The sequence below is a fragment of the Mycobacterium sp. 2-64 genome, assembly GCF_035918375.1.
GTDB classification, from domain to species: domain Bacteria; phylum Actinomycetota; class Actinomycetes; order Mycobacteriales; family Mycobacteriaceae; genus Mycobacterium; species Mycobacterium intracellulare.
This window is the reverse complement of sequence record NZ_CP142361.1, coordinates 5,060,045-5,077,665: the sequence shown is the minus strand read 5'-3', so window position 1 is coordinate 5,077,665 and position 17,621 is coordinate 5,060,045. Positions and strand designations below refer to the sequence as shown.

16 protein-coding genes, 1 tRNA gene and 1 other RNA gene are annotated in these 17,621 nt (G+C 69.5%); 9 read left to right on the top strand and 9 right to left on the bottom strand.

Going from position 1 to position 17,621, the window contains the following annotated elements:
• Positions 1 to 28: 28 nt before the first annotated feature.
• Both QGN31_RS23830 and QGN31_RS23825 read right to left on the bottom strand, forming a co-directional pair.
• Complete coding sequence (locus QGN31_RS23830; RefSeq protein WP_014941161.1) at positions 29 to 823, bottom strand: hypothetical protein; 795 nt, start codon at positions 821 to 823, stop codon at positions 29 to 31.
• A gap of 89 nt (positions 824 to 912) precedes the next feature.
• Positions 913 to 1,001: transfer RNA gene (locus tag QGN31_RS23825), tRNA-Ser, on the bottom strand.
• 64 nt (positions 1,002 to 1,065) lie between these two features.
• Between QGN31_RS23825 and ffs the strand changes: the two genes are divergently transcribed.
• The 3 genes from ffs (at position 1,066) to QGN31_RS23810 (ending at position 4,490) form a co-directional block, all read left to right on the top strand.
• Positions 1,066 to 1,162: signal recognition particle sRNA small type (ffs, locus tag QGN31_RS23820), an RNA gene on the top strand.
• 139 nt (positions 1,163 to 1,301) lie between these two features.
• Entirely contained in the window at positions 1,302 to 2,585 is a 1,284-nt protein-coding gene (locus QGN31_RS23815) for an aminotransferase class I/II-fold pyridoxal phosphate-dependent enzyme (RefSeq protein WP_085978359.1), read from the top strand.
• Between the two features lie 57 nt (positions 2,586 to 2,642).
• The gene (locus tag QGN31_RS23810; protein WP_014941163.1) at positions 2,643 to 4,490 is read left to right on the top strand and encodes a DNA polymerase III subunits gamma/tau; all 1,848 of its coding nucleotides are present in this window, start codon (positions 2,643 to 2,645) and stop codon (positions 4,488 to 4,490) included.
• Positions 4,491 to 4,501: 11 nt separating this feature from the next.
• Here the strand turns inward: QGN31_RS23810 and QGN31_RS23805 are convergent, their stop codons facing one another.
• Together QGN31_RS23805 and QGN31_RS23800 are read right to left on the bottom strand one after the other, a co-directional pair.
• Positions 4,502 to 5,812, bottom strand: coding sequence for a class I SAM-dependent methyltransferase (locus tag QGN31_RS23805; RefSeq protein WP_020188345.1), 1,311 nt, complete (start codon positions 5,810 to 5,812; stop codon positions 4,502 to 4,504).
• Positions 5,809 to 7,200, bottom strand: coding sequence for an FAD-binding oxidoreductase (locus QGN31_RS23800; protein ID WP_193375530.1), 1,392 nt, complete (start codon positions 7,198 to 7,200; stop codon positions 5,809 to 5,811). The genes QGN31_RS23805 and QGN31_RS23800 overlap by 4 nt, the downstream gene beginning before the upstream one ends.
• Before the next feature lie 81 nt (positions 7,201 to 7,281).
• On the opposite strand from QGN31_RS23800, the gene QGN31_RS23795 reads away from it, so the two are divergent.
• The gene (locus tag QGN31_RS23795; RefSeq protein ID WP_026071057.1) at positions 7,282 to 7,719 is read left to right on the top strand and encodes an SRPBCC family protein; all 438 of its coding nucleotides are present in this window, start codon (positions 7,282 to 7,284) and stop codon (positions 7,717 to 7,719) included.
• A 14-nt stretch (positions 7,720 to 7,733) separates the two neighbouring features.
• Here QGN31_RS23795 and QGN31_RS23790 read toward each other — a convergent pair whose 3' ends face one another.
• On the bottom strand, positions 7,734 to 8,495 hold the full coding sequence (locus QGN31_RS23790; RefSeq protein WP_201409376.1) for an Rv3717 family N-acetylmuramoyl-L-alanine amidase: 762 nt from the start codon (positions 8,493 to 8,495) through the stop codon (positions 7,734 to 7,736).
• A gap of 98 nt (positions 8,496 to 8,593) precedes the next feature.
• Here QGN31_RS23790 and QGN31_RS23785 point away from each other — a divergent pair, with 98 nt between their 5' ends.
• Both QGN31_RS23785 and recR read left to right on the top strand, forming a co-directional pair.
• A complete protein-coding gene (locus QGN31_RS23785; protein ID WP_026071056.1) occupies positions 8,594 to 8,938 on the top strand; it encodes a YbaB/EbfC family nucleoid-associated protein in 345 nt (114 codons plus the stop codon).
• Between the two features lie 13 nt (positions 8,939 to 8,951).
• Positions 8,952 to 9,563: a recombination mediator RecR gene (recR, locus tag QGN31_RS23780; protein WP_008263246.1), complete on the top strand. Its 612-nt coding sequence runs from the start codon at positions 8,952 to 8,954 to the stop codon at positions 9,561 to 9,563.
• 6 nt (positions 9,564 to 9,569) lie between these two features.
• Here the strand turns inward: recR and QGN31_RS23775 are convergent, their stop codons facing one another.
• The 3 genes from QGN31_RS23775 to QGN31_RS23765 are packed head-to-tail and all read right to left on the bottom strand — an operon-like array spanning position 9,570 to position 11,934.
• Positions 9,570 to 9,992, bottom strand: a complete 423-nt coding sequence (locus QGN31_RS23775) for a hypothetical protein (RefSeq protein WP_009952028.1) — start codon at positions 9,990 to 9,992, stop codon at positions 9,570 to 9,572.
• 12 nt (positions 9,993 to 10,004) lie between these two features.
• Entirely contained in the window at positions 10,005 to 10,667 is a 663-nt protein-coding gene (locus QGN31_RS23770) for a type 1 glutamine amidotransferase (protein WP_231119542.1), read from the bottom strand.
• A 37-nt stretch (positions 10,668 to 10,704) separates the two neighbouring features.
• Positions 10,705 to 11,934: a Mur ligase family protein gene (locus QGN31_RS23765; protein WP_009952031.1), complete on the bottom strand. Its 1,230-nt coding sequence runs from the start codon at positions 11,932 to 11,934 to the stop codon at positions 10,705 to 10,707.
• Between the two features lie 110 nt (positions 11,935 to 12,044).
• Here QGN31_RS23765 and QGN31_RS23760 point away from each other — a divergent pair, with 110 nt between their 5' ends.
• Positions 12,045 to 13,037: a DEDDh family exonuclease gene (locus QGN31_RS23760; RefSeq protein WP_008263256.1), complete on the top strand. Its 993-nt coding sequence runs from the start codon at positions 12,045 to 12,047 to the stop codon at positions 13,035 to 13,037.
• 16 nt (positions 13,038 to 13,053) lie between these two features.
• Here QGN31_RS23760 and leuA read toward each other — a convergent pair whose 3' ends face one another.
• Positions 13,054 to 15,069 (bottom strand): 2-isopropylmalate synthase, encoded by a 2,016-nt coding sequence (gene leuA, locus QGN31_RS23755; RefSeq protein WP_043955581.1) that lies wholly within the window; start codon positions 15,067 to 15,069, stop codon positions 13,054 to 13,056.
• Positions 15,070 to 15,316: 247 nt separating this feature from the next.
• On the opposite strand from leuA, the gene QGN31_RS23750 reads away from it, so the two are divergent.
• Together QGN31_RS23750 and QGN31_RS23745 are read left to right on the top strand one after the other, a co-directional pair.
• A complete protein-coding gene (locus QGN31_RS23750) occupies positions 15,317 to 16,582 on the top strand; it encodes an aspartate kinase (RefSeq protein ID WP_008263260.1) in 1,266 nt (421 codons plus the stop codon).
• On the top strand, positions 16,583 to 17,617 hold the full coding sequence (locus QGN31_RS23745; RefSeq protein WP_014383687.1) for an aspartate-semialdehyde dehydrogenase: 1,035 nt from the start codon (positions 16,583 to 16,585) through the stop codon (positions 17,615 to 17,617).
• Positions 17,618 to 17,621 lie beyond the last annotated feature (4 nt).

Below are 17,621 nucleotides of genomic sequence, written 5' to 3'. Positions count from 1 at the left end.
CGCGGGAGGGTGGGGTCGACCGAGGCCGCTAGTCCTCGTCGGCGGTTTGGTCGACGGTGTCGTCGACCGCGGTGCCGGCCCGAGTGCGCCTGCGCCGCATCCGGTGCGACCCCTTGCCCGTCGGGCGGCGGTTCTGCAACTTGGTCCGCGGCTCTTCGCTCTCCTCGGTCGCGTCGGCTACCGGCGCTACCTCGGTCTCGGCGGGCTCGTCGGGGGCCGCTTCGGCTGCTGCTTCGGTGGCCGCGTCCGTCTCGTCCGGCTCGCTCGCTTCGGTCTCTGTGGCCGCGTCGGCCTCTTCGGCTTCGCCTGCTTCGTCGGCCTCCTCGCCCTTCTTGCGGCGGAGGCCCCCCTTCTTGGCCTTCTTGGGCTTTTTCGCCTTGATCGGTTTCGGCGGCGGCGGCGGCAACTCGGCGACAAAGGAGAGATAGAAGGCAAAGAAACCGAGCAACGCGATCGCGGCGGCCGCCCCGTAAATCCCGAACAACCACCGTCCGGCGACGTCCAGGCTCAGCCAGATCTCGCTGATCGCCGTCCCGACGATGAGCACACCGGCCAGCACGTGGGCCACGATCGAGGCGACCCGGATGGACAGCGCCATCTGCGGGGTGCCCAATTCCGGCTTGCGGGTGCGCAGCAGGGTGAACACCACCGGCAGCGCCGCGAGCGCGACAAGCGCGCCCGTCACGATGCGCAGCGCCGTCCCCAGCGAATGCGCGGTGTCACCCATCAACTCAGGCCAGCGGGGCAAGACGAAGAAGAAGTAGAGGAAGCCGGCGGCGATCGTGAATGACGCGTGCCACAGGATGGCGACCTTGCGCCCCATAAGCCTCCTCATGCTGGGTTGGTTCGAGCCGGCCTGAGGGGACCGACTCGACACCAAACCGCTTTGTGCGTGTCCGCGGGGCGGACCGATGGCGGAGGATGCGGGATTTGAACCCGCGAGGGCTGTTAACCCAACCCGCGTTCCAGGCGAGCGCCATAGGCCACTAGGCGAATCCTCCGTGGCCATGGTAACCGAGGGCCAGACCGCGTTCGCCGGTTGCTCCGGGGAAGGTACTAGACTCTCGGTGGACCCCGCGCGGCGTCTATCCTGTGAACTCCCCCAGGGCCGGAAGGCAGCAAGGGTCAATGGGCTCTGTCGGGTGCGCGGGGTCCCCTAGGTTAAACGGGTGCCGACCCGCTGCGCCCGGCTCCGCCGCGCTTGCGATCGCCACAGGATAGATTGAGTGGCGACCCGCTGCGCCCGGCTGGCCGCGCTTGCGATCGCCACCTCCCACGCCTTGATAGCGAAAGGGTCCATGGTGTCGCTGGAGTCCCTCGGCCCTGCCGAGCTTGCCGCCGCACACGCTCGCCACCAGCAGGATTACGCGGATTTGCAGGCCAAAAAGCTGGCCCTGGACCTGACCCGCGGCAAGCCGGCGCCCGCCCAGCTCGACCTGTCCAACCAGCTGCTGAGCCTGCCCGGCGACGACTACCGCGACGGCGAGGGCACCGACACCCGCAACTACGGCGGCCTGCACGGCCTGCCGGAGCTGCGAGCCATCTTCGGGGAGCTGCTCGGCATCCCGGTGCAGAACCTGATCGCGGCAAACAACTCCAGCCTGGAACTGATGCACGACCTCGTCGCGTTCTCGATGCTCTACGGCGGCGTGGATTCGCAGCGGCCCTGGAAGGACGAGGCCGGCGTCAAGTTCCTATGCCCCGTCCCCGGCTATGATCGGCACTTCGCCATCACCGAGACGATGGGCATCGAGATGATCGGTGTCCCGATGCTGTCCGACGGGCCCGACGTCGACCTGATCGAGGAACTGGTCGCCGCGGACCCCGCCATCAAGGGCATGTGGACGGTGCCGGTGTTCGGCAACCCCACCGGGGTCACCTACTCCTGGGACACGGTGCTGCGGCTCGTCCAGATGCGGACCGCCGCACCCGATTTCCGGTTGTTCTGGGACAACGCGTACGCCGTGCACACCCTGACCCACGACTTCGTCCGGCAGGTCGACGTCCTCGGCCTGGCGGCGGCGGCCGGCAATCCCAACCGCCCGTACGTGTTCGCGTCGACGTCCAAGATCACCTTCGCCGGCGCCGGCGTCAGCTTTTTGGGCGGATCGCTGGGCAACATCGCCTGGTATCTGCAGTACGCGGGGAAGAAGTCGATCGGACCGGACAAGATCAACCAGCTGCGGCACCTGCGCTTCTTCCGCGACGCCGACGGGGTGCGCCTACACATGCTGCGGCACCAGCAGATCCTGGCGCCGAAGTTCGCGCTGGCGGCCGAGATCCTGGATCAGCGGCTCAGCGATTCCAAGATCGCCTCGTGGACCGACCCCAAGGGCGGCTACTTCATCAGCCTCGACGTGTTGCCCGGCACGGCGAAGCGGACCGTCGCGCTGGCCAAGGACGCGGGGATCGCGGTGACCGAGGCGGGCGCGTCGTTCCCGTACCGCAAGGATCCGAACGACACGAACATCCGGATCGCGCCGACCTTCCCGTCGCTTCCGGATCTGCGCGACGCGGTCGACGGCCTGGCCACCTGCGCGCTGCTGGCCGCCTCGGAGTCGTTGCTGGCCCGCGATCGAGTGTGAACCGACGACCCTGCCGCGCCCGCATCGTCGTCGGACGACGCCGGTAGCCTGCTGACCGTGGCCCTCTACCGCAAGTACCGTCCGGCAACCTTCGCCGAAGTGGTGGGGCAGGAGCACGTCACCGAGCCGCTGTCGATCGCGCTGGAGGCCGGCCGGATCAACCACGCGTACCTGTTCTCGGGTCCGCGCGGCTGCGGCAAGACCTCCTCGGCGCGCATCCTCGCCCGGTCGCTGAACTGCGCCCAGGGGCCTACGGCCACCCCCTGCGGGGTCTGCGACTCGTGCCAGGCCCTGGCGCCCAACGCGCCCGGCAGCATCGACGTCGTCGAGCTCGACGCCGCCAGCCACGGCGGTGTCGACGACACCCGCGAGCTACGCGACCGCGCGTTCTACGCGCCGGCGCAGTCGCGCTACCGGGTGTTCATCGTCGACGAGGCGCACATGGTGACCACCGCGGGGTTCAACGCGCTGCTCAAGATCGTGGAGGAACCCCCCGAGCACCTCATCTTCATCTTCGCCACCACCGAGCCGGAGAAGGTGCTGCCGACGATCCGGTCGCGCACCCATCACTACCCGTTCCGGCTGTTGCCGCCGAAGACCATGCGGGCGTTGATCGGCCGGATCTGCGAGCAGGAGGGCGTCGTCGTCGACGACGCGGTCTACCCGCTGGTGATCCGCGCCGGCGGCGGCTCGCCCCGCGACACCCTGTCGGTGCTCGACCAGCTGGTGGCCGGCGCCGAGGGCGCCCACGTGACCTACCAGCGGGCCCTGGGCCTGCTGGGGGCCACCGACATGGCGTTGATCGACGACGCCGTGGACGCACTGGCCGCCGCCGATGCCGCGGCGCTGTTCGGGGCGGTGGAGTCGGTGATCGACGCGGGCCACGACCCCCGGCGTTTCGCCACCGATCTGCTGGAGCGGTTCCGCGATCTGATCCTGCTGCAGGCCGTCCCGGACGCGGCGGCCCGCGGCGTGGTGGACGGACCGGAGGACGTGCTGGAGCGGATGCGCGACCAGTCGACCCGGCTCGGGACGGCGACCCTGACCCGCTACGCCGAGGTGGTGCAGGCGGGGCTGGGGGAGATGCGGGGCGCGACGGCGCCGCGCCTGTTGCTCGAGGTCGTGTGCGCGCGGCTGCTGTTGCCCTCGGCCAGCGACACCGAAGCCGCGCTGCTGCAACGCGTCGAGCGGATCGAGACCCGGCTGGACATGTCCATTCCCGGCTCGGAGGCCACCGCGGGCCGGCCGGCCGAGCCCGCCGACCGGCCGGTCCGCTTCACCCGGCCGTCCGCGGCTGCCCCCAAGCCCGAGCCGAAGCCCGAGCCAAAGCTCGAGCCGAAGCCCGAGCCAAAGCCCGAGCCGAAGGCCGAGCCCGCGCCGGCACCCGAGCCTCCTCCGGCGCCCGCCACTGCCCCCTCGCCGGCGGCCGAAACATCCTCTGCGCCCGGCGAACTCAACGCCGCAGCGGTGCGCAGCATGTGGTCGACCGTGCGCGACAAGGTCCGTCAGCGCAGCCGCACCACCGAGGTGATGCTGGCCGGCGCCACCGTCCGGGCGATCGAGGACAACACGTTGGTGCTGAGCCACGAATCGGCGCCGCTGGCCAAGCGGCTGTGCGAACAGCGCAACGCCGACGTCATCGCCGAGGCGCTCAAGGACGCGCTGGGAGTCAACTGGCGGGTGCGGTGCGAGGCCGGCACGCCGGCGCAGGCCGCGGCCAACCCGCTGACACCGCAGCCCGAAGAGCCTGCCCCCGAACCGGATTCGGCCCGGCGGGCCGAGGAAGAACACCTGCTCGCCGAGGCCGTCCGCGACCAGCCGTCGGGCCCGCGCCGCGACCCGGAAGAGGTCGCGCTCGAACTGCTCCAGAACGAGCTCGGCGCGCGCCGCATCGACAACGGCTGAGCGTCAGACCGTCAGGCCGTCCACCACGGCCGCAGCGGCAGGTCGTCGTCGCCCCGCGCGTCGGTCTTGGCCGCCAGCACGTGATGCAGCTGAAGGTTGTTCTGCTCGAACGCAACCCGTGACGCCGCCATGTACAGGCCCCAGACCTTCGCGGTCGGTAGGCCGACCTCGCTGACCGCGGCGTCCCAGTTCTCGACCAGATTGCGGCACCAGTCGCGCAGCGTCATCGCGTAGTGGTGGCGGAAGTTCTCCGCGTGCAGCACCTCGAAGCCGCAGTCCTGGACGTCGCAGGTGATGCGGCCCGAGCCGGTCAGCTCCCCGTCCGGGAAGACATAGCGATCGGTGAATCCGCCCGCGAACGACGTCGACGTGTTGTCGTGGCGGGTGATGCAGTGATTGAGCAGCAGGCCGCCGGTGCGCAGCTTCGACTTCAAGAAGCCGAAGTAGGCGGGGTAATTCTTGACGCCGATGTGCTCGGTCAGCCCGATCGAGGACACGGCGTCGAACGCCGCCTCGCCCACGTCCCGATAGTCGGTGTGGCGCACCTCGGCCAGGTCCGCAAGGCCTTCCTCGGCGATCGCCTTCTGCGCCCACTTCGCCTGTTCGGCCGACAGGGTGGCGCCGGTGGCCCGGACGCCGCGCCGGGCCGCGTAGCGCACCATGCCGCCCCAGCCGCAGCCGACGTCGAGCAGCCGGTCGCCCGCCTTCAGCCGCAGCTTCTCGAAGATCAGCCGGTACTTGTTCTCCTGCGCCTGTTCGAGTGTCGCGTCGGCATCGGGATACACCGCGCAGGTGTAGGTCATCGACGGCCCCAACACCAATTCGTAGAAGGTGTTGGACACGTCGTAGTGGTGGTGGATGGCCTCGGCGTCGCGGGTCCTCGTGTGCATCAGCCCGTCGGCGATGCGCCGCCACCGGGGCAGCGCCTCCTGCGGGGGCGGCGCGACCGGCAGCAACCGCTCGAACCCCAGCGACCGCACGACGTTGGCCAGCACCCGCACCGGGGGCCGCTTGAATTCCACCCGATCGGTGAGCGTCTTGAGCAGTTGGTACGGGTCGCCGGGATGGACGCCGTAGGCCTGCAGGTCGCCCGACACGTAGGCGCGGGCGAGGCCGAGTTCGCCGGGGGCGGTCGCCAGATAGGTGGCGCCGCGGGGGCTGCGAAGGTCCAGGCCCAGTTCGGCGTCCTCGTTGCCGGCGATGCTGCCGTCGTAGGCGGTGAACTTCAGCGGATGTCGGCCGGTGGCGGCGAAGACCTCCAGGATCTCGGCCATGCTCAGTTTCCCGTGCGACGTGCGGTGGGGTTCCTTGGTAGTCGTCATCGCCGTTGCACCGCCTTTGCGTAGAGGTCGAGTAAACGAGAATCGGGGTCGTAGGTTTTCTTGACGGTGTTGTAGGTCTCGCCGCCGTACAGCTCGTCGAAGTCCTCGCGGGAGTAGAAGGAATCGGAGTACAGGGACTTGTGCCCGTCGAGTTCGCTCACCTTTTCTTCGATCATCCGGTTGGCGGCGCCCTCGGTCGCGCCCCCCGGCACCGACGACCAGAAGCCGACGTTGACGTACGTGTGATCCGGCCGCATCGGGTACAACGGCCAGCCGTCGCGGTCGCGAAGGCGCAACGGGCACAACCAGATCGGCGTGATTGGCACGTTGTCCAGGAACCACTCCAGGAAGTCGCAGGTCCGTTCGATTGGAATCTCGATGTCTTGCACCACCCGTTCGCGTGGGGGCCGCCCGTTGCGCGCCTCGATGCGGTCGGAGATCCCGAAGCGCCGGTCCAGGGAAATCAGCTTCCAGTAGAAGCTGCTGCGCCGATAACGGCGCGGCCAGAAGCGTCGCACCCGCGGGTCCTGCACGCCGAACGCGCGCGAGCACCAGAACCAATCGGTGTCCCAGCGCCAGAAGTAGTCGTGCATGGTCAGCCGGTCATCCTTGGTCGCCTCCAGGCCCGGGGCGTCGTGCCGGATGGACTGGTAGTAGATGTCCTTGCCGGTGTAGTCGCTGACCGGGCCGGGGGTGGTGGTCCGCCGGCCCACGCACAGGTAGCTTTCGTCGGCGCTGAAGACCACCCCGTCGAGGTAGTCGACCGGGGTTCCGCCCTGCCCGCCGGTGTCGACGATGCGTTCGGCCGCGGCGATCAGCGCGGGCAGCGAGCGGAAGCGGATGTGGCGCAGCGCGACGAACGGTGCGACGGGTTCCAGCTCGATCCGAAGCCGGGTCGAATACCCCAGTGTCCCATAGGAATTCGGGAAGGCGCGGAACAGGTCCGGGTGCTGGGTACGTGATGCGGTGAGCAAATCGCCAGCGCCGGTGAGGATATCCATCTCCAGCACCGATTCGTGCGGCAGCCCGTTGCGAAACGACGCCGACTCGATCCCCAGGCCGCTGACCGCCCCGCCGAGGGTGATGGTCTTCAGCTGCGGGACGACCAGCGGCGACAGGCCGTAGGGCAGCGTTGCGGCCACCAGGTCCGCGTAGGTGCACATGCCGGCGACGTCCGCGGTGCGGGTTTCGGGATCCACGCTCAGGACGCCGGTCAGCCCCGAGGTGTCCAAGCCGGGCGCGTCACGTTTGGTGCGGGCGCGGAACAGGTTTGACGTCGGTTTGGCCAGCCGGACCGCGGACGTTGCGGGAATGGATCGATAGCTTGCCAGCAGCCGGTCAACGCCCGACTTGTGGGCCGAGAGTGCAGATCCAAGGACAGGCACCACATATACCCTAGTCTTCGACAACAGCCCGTGCATCCGCCGCGAGCGGCGGCGCCGGGGAATTCATCACGAGGAGGGGTCGCCTTGGGACAGGTGAGCGCCGACAGCACCATCTTGATCAATGCCGAGCCTGCGGCGACCCTGGCCGCCGTCGCGGATTATCAGACGGTGCGTCCGAAAATTCTCTCGCCGCAGTACAGCGACTACCAGGTGCTGCAGGGCGGGCAGGGGGCGGGCACGGTCGCCAAGTGGAGGCTGCAGGCCACCAAATCACGCGTCCGCGACGTGCAGGTCAACGTGGACGTGGCCGGGCACACCGTCATCGAGAAGGACGCCAACTCGACCATGGTGATCAACTGGACGGTGGCGCCCGCCGGGCCGGGCTCCAGCGTCACCGTGAAGACCACCTGGACCGGCGCGGGCGGCGTCAAGGGCTTCTTCGAAAAGACCTTTGCGCCCTTGGGGCTGAAGAGGATTCAGGGCGAGGTGCTGGCCAACCTGAAGAAGGAACTCGAAGGCTAGCGCCGGGCGGGCGATCAGCGCGCCTGGCCCTGCGAGGCCAGGAAACCCGCGACGCCGCGGACCATCGCGTCGGCGTATTTCTGCCGGCCTTCCGCGGACTGCATCAGCGCCGAGTCCGCGGGGTTCTTCATGTTGCCGCACTCGACCAGAACCGACGGGTACTGCGCGAGGTTCAGGCCGGCGAGGTCCGAGCGTCCGTACAGCCCGTTCTGCCCGATGTAGTTGGCCGGCGGGATGCCCGACGCCTGCATCTGGTCGCGCATGATGCGGGCGTACTGCACCGAGGGCCCGGCCTGCGCCTGGTTGAGCGGCGGCGCCGAATAGTTGACGTGGAACCCGCGCCCGGACGGCGGGCCGCCGTCGGCGTGGATGGACAGGATCGCGTTGGGGTGCAGCGCGTTGGCCATGCTGGCGCGCTCGTCGACGCACGGCCCCAGCCCGGTGTCGTTGGCGCGTGCCAGGGCGGTCCGCACTCCCAGCGCGGTCAACTCGGCGCGGACCCGCAGCGCGGTGTCCCAGGTGAAGGTGTGCTCCTGATAGCCGGCGGCGGACGCCGTCCCGCTGGCCTGGCAGTCCTTGGTGCCGCCGCGGCCGGTGGGCACCTGCCGGCTGATCGACGCGTCATTGGAGCCGTTGTGACCCGGATCGATGAAAACCACCATGCCGGCGATGTTGGAGGGAACCCCCCACGCGGCCGGGGTGGTCGCCGTCGAGGCGGCAACGAGCGCGCCGACCGCCAATTTGATCCCGACACGTCTGCTCAGTCGTAGGTCCACGGCGCAAAGGTAACGGCGCGCGGTTTACGCTGGGTGTTCCGAATCGCCGGAGACTCACGAGCGAAATCAAGTCGAGACCAAGATGCGAGGGGACTGTCATGCAACCCGGAGGCGATATGTCGGCGCTGCTGGCCCAGGCGCAGCAGATGCAGCAAAAGCTCATGGAGGCCCAGCAGCAGCTGGCGAACGCTGAGGTGCATGGTCAAGCCGGTGGGGGTTTGGTCAGCGTCGTCGTCAAGGGCAGCGGCGAGGTGGTCGCCGTGAAGATCGATCCCTCCGTCGTCGACCCGTCGGACGTCGAGACCCTGCAGGACTTGATCGTCGGCGCCATGGCCGACGCGTCCAAGCAGGTCACCCGGATGGCGCAGGAGCGGCTCGGGTCGCTGGCCGGTGGGTTCGGGCCGCCGCCGGGGCAACCGCCCGCGCCGGCGCCGGGGATTTAGATCCCGCCCTGACATGTTCGAAGGACCCGTTCAGGATTTGATCGACGAGCTGGGCAAGCTGCCCGGTATCGGGCCCAAGAGCGCCCAGCGCATCGCCTTCCACCTGCTGTCGGTTGAGCCGCCGGACATCGACCGGCTGACCGCGGTGCTGGCCAAGGTGCGCGACGGCGTGCGGTTCTGTGCGGTGTGCGGCAACGTCTCCGACAACGAGCGGTGCCGGATCTGCGCCGATCCGCGGCGGGACGGGTCGCAGGTTTGCGTCGTCGAGGAACCGAAGGACGTGCAGGCCGTCGAGCGCACCCGCGAATTCCGCGGCCGCTATCACGTGCTGGGCGGGGCGCTCGATCCGCTGTCCGGGGTGGGGCCCGACCAGCTGCGGATCCGCGAGCTGCTGAGCCGGATCGGGGAGCGGGTCGACGACGTCGACATCACCGAGGTGATCATCGCCACCGACCCGAACACCGAGGGCGAGGCGACGGCCACCTACCTGGTGCGGATGCTGCGTGACATCCCCGGCCTGACCGTGACGCGGATCGCCTCCGGGCTGCCGATGGGCGGTGACCTGGAGTTCGCCGACGAGCTGACGCTCGGCCGCGCGCTGGCCGGCCGCCGGGCCATGGTCTGACGTTCGTCAGGCCTTGCTCAATTGGAACGACCTGGTAAAGGTCCTGCCCACCTCCGGGCCGCACGCGTCCGTCGTCGTCTGCTGGCCCTCGCCGGCGAGCGACACGGCGTCGAAGCTGTAGTTGACGGTCACCGGAGCGGACGCGCCGTTCGGGCACGGCGCCTGGGACGTGCCGCTGTGCGTCCACCGCCCGTCGGCGAGGTGGAACTCCCAGCTGATGACGAACGTCCCGCCATCCTGGGAGGTCGCCAGGGTGCAGTCCGACCCGCACGGGACGAACAGCCAGGCGGTCGGCTTGTCGTTGTCCGCGTAGAGCACGTTGTACCGGCCGTTGAGCACTTCCGGGCTGGCGTGCGACGGCGCCGACGACGCGACGAACGCGGCGACCAGTGCGGCACCGGCGGCCAGTCTCGGGCGGATCTTCGTCATCTCGGCAACCCCCTAGCGCGCCGCTAACCGCTCGCGGCGCAGCAGGTCCACTTCCGGCATCGGCAGCGGCGGCAGCTCACCGACCACCGAACCCAGCAGCAGGTCGGCCAGCTGCGGGTTGCGGGCCAGGCACGGCCCGTGCATGTACGTCGCGATCACGCTGCCCTGCACCGCGCCGTCGAATCCGTCCCCGGACCGGTTGCCGGCGCCCTTGACCACCGCGCCCAGCGGCGACGCCGACGGGCCCAGCACGGTGCCCCCGCGGTGGTTCTCGAACCCGGTGAGGCGCTCGGTCAGGCCCGCCAACAGCGGCCTGGTCGCCAGCTCGCCGATGGTGCGCGCCGCTTGCGGCGACGTCGTCGCGTCCAGCATGCCCACGCCGTCCACGCGTTCCCCGGCCGAGGTCTCGTACCAGTGCCCGAGCACCTGGACGGCCGCGCAGATCGCCAGCACCGGCGCGCCGCGTTCCGCGGCGCGCTGCAGGCCCGGGTGCTTGATCAGGTGACGGGTGGCCAGCCGTTGCGCATAATCCTCGGCCCCGCCCAGCGTGTAGAGGTCCAACGACTCCGGCACCGGGTCGGCCAGGGTGATCTCGACGATCTCGGCGGGGATGCCGCGCAGCAGTAGCCGCTGGCGCAACACCAGGGCGTTGCCGCCGTCGCCGTAGGTGCCCATCACGTCGGGCAGGACCAGCCCGATCCGCACCGTCGAGTCAGCCACGGCGCGCCAACGCTCGTTGCAGCTGGAGGAACGCGGTGTAATTGGCGACAACCTCAACCCGCCCGGGTGGGCACGACGCGATCGCGGCGACGGTGTCGTGCACCAAGGTGTGCTCGACCCCCGCGTAGCCGAGGCGCACCGCGAGGTCGGTGCCGCGCTCGCCGGCGGCCACGACTTCCGTCTGCTCGAAGTGTTCGAAACGCACGTCCCACAACCACGACAGGTCCTCCCCGTCAGGCACCTGGCCGTTGACGGAGATGACGACCCCGGCGGCGCGCTTGTCCACCATCGACAGCGCCTCCTGCCAGCCTGCCGGATTCTTGGCCAGCAGCATCCGCACCTCGTGCTCGCCGACGCGGACGGTCCGGTAGCGCCCCGCGACCTCGTCGACGGACGAGACGGCCGCGACCGCCGCCGCCGGATCCGCGCCCAGGGCGACCGCGGCGGCCACGGCCTGGGCGGCGTTGCCCCGGTTCACCGCGCCCGGCAGCGTCAACCGCATCGGCAGGGACAACCCGTCCGGGCCGTGCAGCGTGTGATCGTCGAACCACCACTGCGGGCTGGGCCGCTTGAAGTCGGCGCCGGTGGAGAACCAGTGGCCGCGCTCGCGGACGATGACCTCGCCGCTGCGCGGGCAGCTCACCGAGTCGTTCGACCACGAACCCCCGGCGGCCACCCACACCACGTTGGGGCTGTCGTAGGCGGCCGACGTCATCAGCACGTCGTCGCAGTTGGCCACCACCACCGCGTTCGGGTGTCGGGCCAGGCCCGCGCGCAGGGTTCGTTCGATGACGTTGATCTCGCCGACCCGGTCCAGCTGGTCGCGCGACAGGTTGAGCAGCACGACGACGCTGGGCTCGACGGCGTCGGAAACGTGGGGGACGTGCATTTCGTCGACTTCCAGCGCGGCCAGGGACGCCTGCCGGTTGGCGGCCAGCGCCGCCACCAGGCCGGCGTCCATGTTGGCGCCCTCGGCGTTGGTGGCGACCGGGCCCAGCGTCGCCAGCGCGGCCGACGTCATCCGGGTGGTGGTCGATTTGCCGTTGGTGCCGGTAACGACGACCGTGCGCCGCCCGGCGGCGAGCTGCCGGAGAACCGAGCGGTCCAGCGTCATCGCGATCAGCCCGCCGATCATCGCGCCGGCCCCGCGGCCGGTCACCCGCGACGCCCAGCGCGCGCTCGCTCCCGCGGCGAGGGCCAGGCGGGCGCGGGTGGTGACCACCCGGGAAGTTTAAATGTGTGCGGCCCGCGTTGGATTCCCGCACCGATTTCCCACCCGACACGGCGCCGCGTGACACCGATGATGTCGGTCGGCCGTGCCATCCTCAGTGCATGAGCGCGGTGTGCTGGGGGCGGCCTGCCAGCGAGCCGGACGCGGGCTGGGCCGTGATCGACGTCGAAACCTCGGGTTTCCGGCCAGGTCAGGCGCGGATCATCAGCCTCGCGGTGCTCGGTCTGGACGCCGACGGCGAGGTCGAACAGTCGGTGGTGAGCCTGCTCAACCCCGGCGTCGATCCGGGGCCCACTCACGTGCACGGTCTGACCGCCGCCATGCTGGAAGACCAACCGCAGTTCGCCGACATCGCTCCAGACGTGATCGACGTGCTGCGCGGCCGCACGCTGGTGGCCCACAACGTGGCGTTCGACTACGCCTTTCTTGCGGCCGAGGCCGAACTCGCCGACATCGAACTTCCCGTCGACTCGGTGATGTGCACGGTCGAGCTGGCCCGGCGGCTGGACCTCGGCGTCGACAACCTGCGGCTGGAGACGCTGGCGGCGCATTGGAGCGTGACCCAGGAGCGCCCCCACGACGCCTTCGACGACGCCATGGTGCTGACCGGAGTGCTGGCCTCGGCGCTCAAGCTGGCCCGCGACGGCGACGTCTGGCTGCCGGTGCATCCGGTGACCCGGCGCCGCTGGCCGAACGGCCGGGTGACCCACGACGAGCTGCGGCCGCTGAAGGTGCTGGCCTCCCGGATGCCCTGCCCGTATCTCAACCCCGGCCCCTACGTGGGCGGGCGGCCCCTCGTCCAGGGCATGCGGGTGGCGCTGGCCGCCGAGGTCGGCCGCACCCACGAGGAACTCGTCGAGCGGATCCTGCACGCCGGTCTGGCCTACAGCGAGGCCGTCGACCGGGAGACCTCGCTGGTGGTCTGCAACGACCCCGCGCCCGAGCAGGGCAAGGGCTATCTGGCCCGGAAGTTGGGGGTGCCGGTGATCTCCGACGCGACCTTCATGGACTGCGTCCGAGCCGTCATCGGCGGCACCAGCATGGATGAATTCGCCGACACCACCAACTCCGACCCGCAGCTCGCGCTCTTCTGATCAGGCGCGAGTCTGATCAGGCGCGAGCCGCGCGGTTGACCGCCGACACGACCGCACGCAGCGACGCTGTGGTGATCGACGGCGCGATGCCGACACCCCACACCGTGCGAGCGCCCACCGGACCCGATGGGTGCCGACCCGCTTCGCCCGGCTCCGCCGCGCTCGCGATCGACACCGGGCCTGATGGGTGCCGACCCGCTTCGCCCGGCTCCGCCGCGCTCGCGATCGACACCGGATCCGATGGGTGCCGACCCGCTTCGCCCGGCTCCGCCGCGCTCGCGATCGACACCGACGCCTCCACGTAGGCCGCGGCCTGCGCGTCGTCACCGGAACTCATCGCGTGCTCGGAGTAATCCAGCACGGCCACGTCGAATCCGACATCGCCCAGCGCGTGGACGAACGCGGCCAGCGGGCCGTTGCCGGACCCACTGATCTCGGTCTCCACCCCGTTGATCTTGACGGTCGCGGCGATGCTGGTGACGCCGCTGTCCTCCTCCGAAGCGTCGACCCGCTGCTTCACCCGCTCCAGCGGCCACACCGGGGCCAGATACTCCTCGGAGAACGCGTCCCACATCTCCTTCGGCGAGACCTCGCCGCCCTCGCCGTCGGTGATCTTCTGCACCACCTGGGAGAACTCGATCTGCAGCCGCCGCGGCAGGGCCAGGCCGTGATCGGCCTTCATGATGTAGGCCACCCCGCCCTTGCCGGACTGCGAGTTGACCCGGATCACCGCCTCGTAGGTGCGCCCGACATCCTTGGGGTCGATCGGCAGATACGGCACCTGCCAGAGCATGTCCTCGACGTCGGTGTCCGCGGCATCCGCGTCGACCTTCATCTGGTCCAGGCCCTTGTTGATGGCGTCCTGGTGGCTACCGGAGAACGCGGTGTAGACCAGGTCACCGCCGTAGGGGTGGCGCTCGTGGACCGGCAGCTGGTTGCAGTACTCCACCGTGCGGCGGATCTCGTCGATGTTGGAGAAGTCGATCTGCGGGTCCACGCCGCGCGAGAACAGGTTCAGCCCCAGCGTCACCAGGCAGACGTTGCCGGTGCGCTCACCGTTGCCGAACAGGCAGCCCTCGATCCGGTCGGCACCCGCCTGGTAGCCCAATTCCGCTGCGGCAACGGCGGTTCCGCGGTCGTTGTGAGGATGCAGGCTCAGGATGACCGATTCCCGGTTGGCCAGGTTGCGGCTCATCCACTCGATCGAATCGGCGTAGACGTTCGGGGTGGCCATCTCCACGGTGGCGGGCAGGTTGAAGATGATCGGGTTTTCCGGTGTGGGCCCGATGATTTCGCCGACGGCGTCGCACACCTGCTTGGCGTACTCCAGCTCGGTTCCGGTGTAGGACTCCGGCGAATACTCGAACCGCCACCGCGTGCCCGGGTACTTGGCGGCCTCCTCGACGCACTTGCGGGCGCCCGCGGTCGCGATGTCTTGCACCGCGGCCTTCTCGGCGCGAAATACGACGCGGCGCTGCAGGATTGACGTCGAGTTGTAGAAGTGCACGATGGCCTGCGGCGCGCCCTGGCACGCCTCGAACGTGCGCTCGATCAGTTCCGGCCGGCACTGGGTCAGCACCTGGATGGTGACGTCGTCGGGGATGGCGCCGTCGGTGATGATCTCGCGGACGAAGTCGAAGTCGGTTTGGCTGGCCGACGGGAACCCGACCTCGATCTCCTTGTAGCCCATGCGGACCAGCAGATCGAACATGCGGCGCTTGCGGGCCGGGCTCATCGGGTCGATCAGCGCCTGGTTGCCGTCGCGCAGGTCCACCGCGCACCACAGCGGCGCGCTGGTGATGACCCGGTCGGGCCAGGTGCGATCGGCGAGCCGGATCGGCTCGACCTCTTCGGCGAAGGGCCGGTACCGGCTGACCGGCATCGACGAGCCGCGCTGGGGGTTCCATGCGGGCTGCCCGGGCCCCGGCGGGCCCGCGGGTTTGACGATGCTGCGTGTCGAGCTGAATGCGTCGGAATTGGAAGTCACGGTAATTGCTCCGGGGATATCAGAAGGAACCTCAGACCGGCGCATCGCGAACACCCGTGACGGGAAGCCGGTCTGGATCAGACCCCGTCGCGGCGTCCGAGGAGGAGCACCCGCTGCACGTCCTGCACTTTACCGCTTTTAGCGCGTTGGTAAAAATGGCGCCGAGACCGCAGCGAATCCGCGCTCCGGGCGACCGGGTATCGCGACGTAAATCACCATGCGGCGGCACGTATTCTGTTGTGGACTTATCCCCGAAATTGCAGTGCCCAGGGCCGGAGAGGCAGGGAAAAACGTGGCGCTCGTCGTGCAGAAGTACGGCGGATCCTCAGTGGCGAACGCCGATCGGATCCGGCGCGTGGCCGAGCGCATCGTCGCTACCAAGAAGCAGGGCAACGACGTCGTCGTCGTCGTCTCCGCCATGGGTGATACCACCGACGACCTGATGGACCTGGCCCAGCAGGTGTGCCCAGCCCCGCCGCCGCGCGAACTCGACATGCTGCTGACCGCCGGTGAGCGCATCTCCAATGCCCTGGTCGCGATGGCCATCGAATCGCTCGGTGCGCAGGCCCGCTCGTTCACGGGTTCGCAGGCCGGCGTGATCACCACCGGTACCCACGGCAACGCCAAGATCATCGACGTCACGCCGGGGCGGCTGCAGGCCGCGCTCGACGAGGGACGCGTCGTGCTGGTGGCCGGGTTCCAGGGCGTCAGCCAGGACACCCGGGACGTCACCACGCTGGGCCGCGGCGGCTCGGACACCACCGCGGTGGCGCTGGCCGCGGCGCTGCGCGCCGACGTCTGCGAGATCTACACCGACGTCGACGGCATCTTCAGCGCCGACCCCAGGATCGTGCACAACGCCCGCAAGCTGGACACGGTCACCTTCGAAGAAATGCTCGAGATGGCGGCTTGCGGCGCCAAGGTTTTGATGCTGCGCTGCGTGGAATACGCGCGCCGCTACAACATTCCGGTGCACGTCCGATCCTCGTATTCGGAAAACCCAGGCACCGTCGTCGTCGGATCGATCAAGGACATAGCCATGGAAGACCCCATCCTGACCGGAGTCGCGCACGACCGCAGCGAGGCCAAGGTGACCGTCGTCGGCATCCCCGACATCCCCGGATATGCCGCCCGCGTCTTCCGGGCGCTCGCCGACGCCGACGTGAACATCGACATGGTGTTGCAGAACGTCTCCAAGGTCGAGGACGGCAAGACCGACATCACCTTCACCTGCTCGCGCGACAGCGGGCCCACCGCGGTGGCCAAGCTCGACGCGCTCAAGGACGAGATCGGGTTCAGCCAGCTGCTCTACGACGACCACGTCGGCAAGGTGTCGCTGATCGGGGCGGGCATGCGCAGCCACCCCGGGGTCACCGCCACCTTCTGCGAGTCCCTGGCCGAGGTGGGCGTCAACATCGAGCTGATCTCCACCTCCGAGATCCGCATCTCGGTGCTGTGCCGCGACACGGAACTGGACAAGGCCGTCGTGGCGTTGCACGAGGCGTTCGGGCTCGGCGGCGAGGAGTCGGCGACGGTGTATGCGGGGACGGGCAGATAGATGGTTGCCATCGGTGTGGTGGGCGCCACCGGCCAGGTCGGCCAGGTGATGCGCAGGTTGCTCGACGAGCGGGACTTCCCCGCGACGTCGGTGCGGTTCTTCGCGTCGGCGCGCTCGCAGGGCCGCAAGTTGGAGTTCCGCGGCCAGGAGATCGAGGTCGAAGACGCCGCGACGGCCGACCCCAGCGGGCTGGACATCGCGTTGTTCTCCGCCGGCAAGACGATGTCGCTGGTGCAGGCGCCGCGGTTCGCCGCGGCCGGGGTGACGGTGATCGACAACTCGTCGGCCTGGCGCAAGGACCCCGACGTGCCGCTGGTGGTCTCCGAGGTGAACTTCGCCCGCGATGCCGCCAACCGTCCGAAGGGCATCATCGCCAACCCGAACTGCACGACCATGGCCGCGATGCCGGTGCTGAAGGTGCTGCACGACGAGGCCGGCCTGCAACGGCTGGTGGTGTCGAGCTATCAGGCGGTCTCCGGCAGCGGGATCGCCGGAGTCCAGGAGCTGTCCACGCAGGCCCGCGCGGTCGTCGACGACGCCGAGCAGCTGGTGCAGGACGGCGGCGCCGTGCAGTTCCCGGCGCCCAAGACCTACGTGGCGCCCATCGCCTTCAACGTCGTGCCGCTGGCCGGATCGTTGGTGGACGACGGGTCCGGCGAGACCGACGAGGACCAGAAGCTGCGCCACGAGAGCCGCAAGATCCTCGGCATCCCCGACCTGGCGGTCAGCGGCACCTGCGTGCGGGTGCCGGTGTTCACCGGGCACTCGCTGTCGATCAACGCCGAGTTCGCGCGGCCGCTGTCGCCGCAGCGTGCCCGCGAGCTGCTCGACGGCGCGCCCGGCGTCAAGGTGGTCGACGTGCCGACCCCGTTGGCGGCCGCCGGCGCCGACGAATCCCTCGTCGGCAGGATCCGGCGGGATCCGGGGGTGCCCGACGGCCGCGGCCTGGCCCTGTTCGTCTCGGGAGACAACCTGCGCAAGGGGGCGGCGCTGAACACCATCCAGATCGCCGAGTTACTCGCCGCCGAGTTGTGAATCC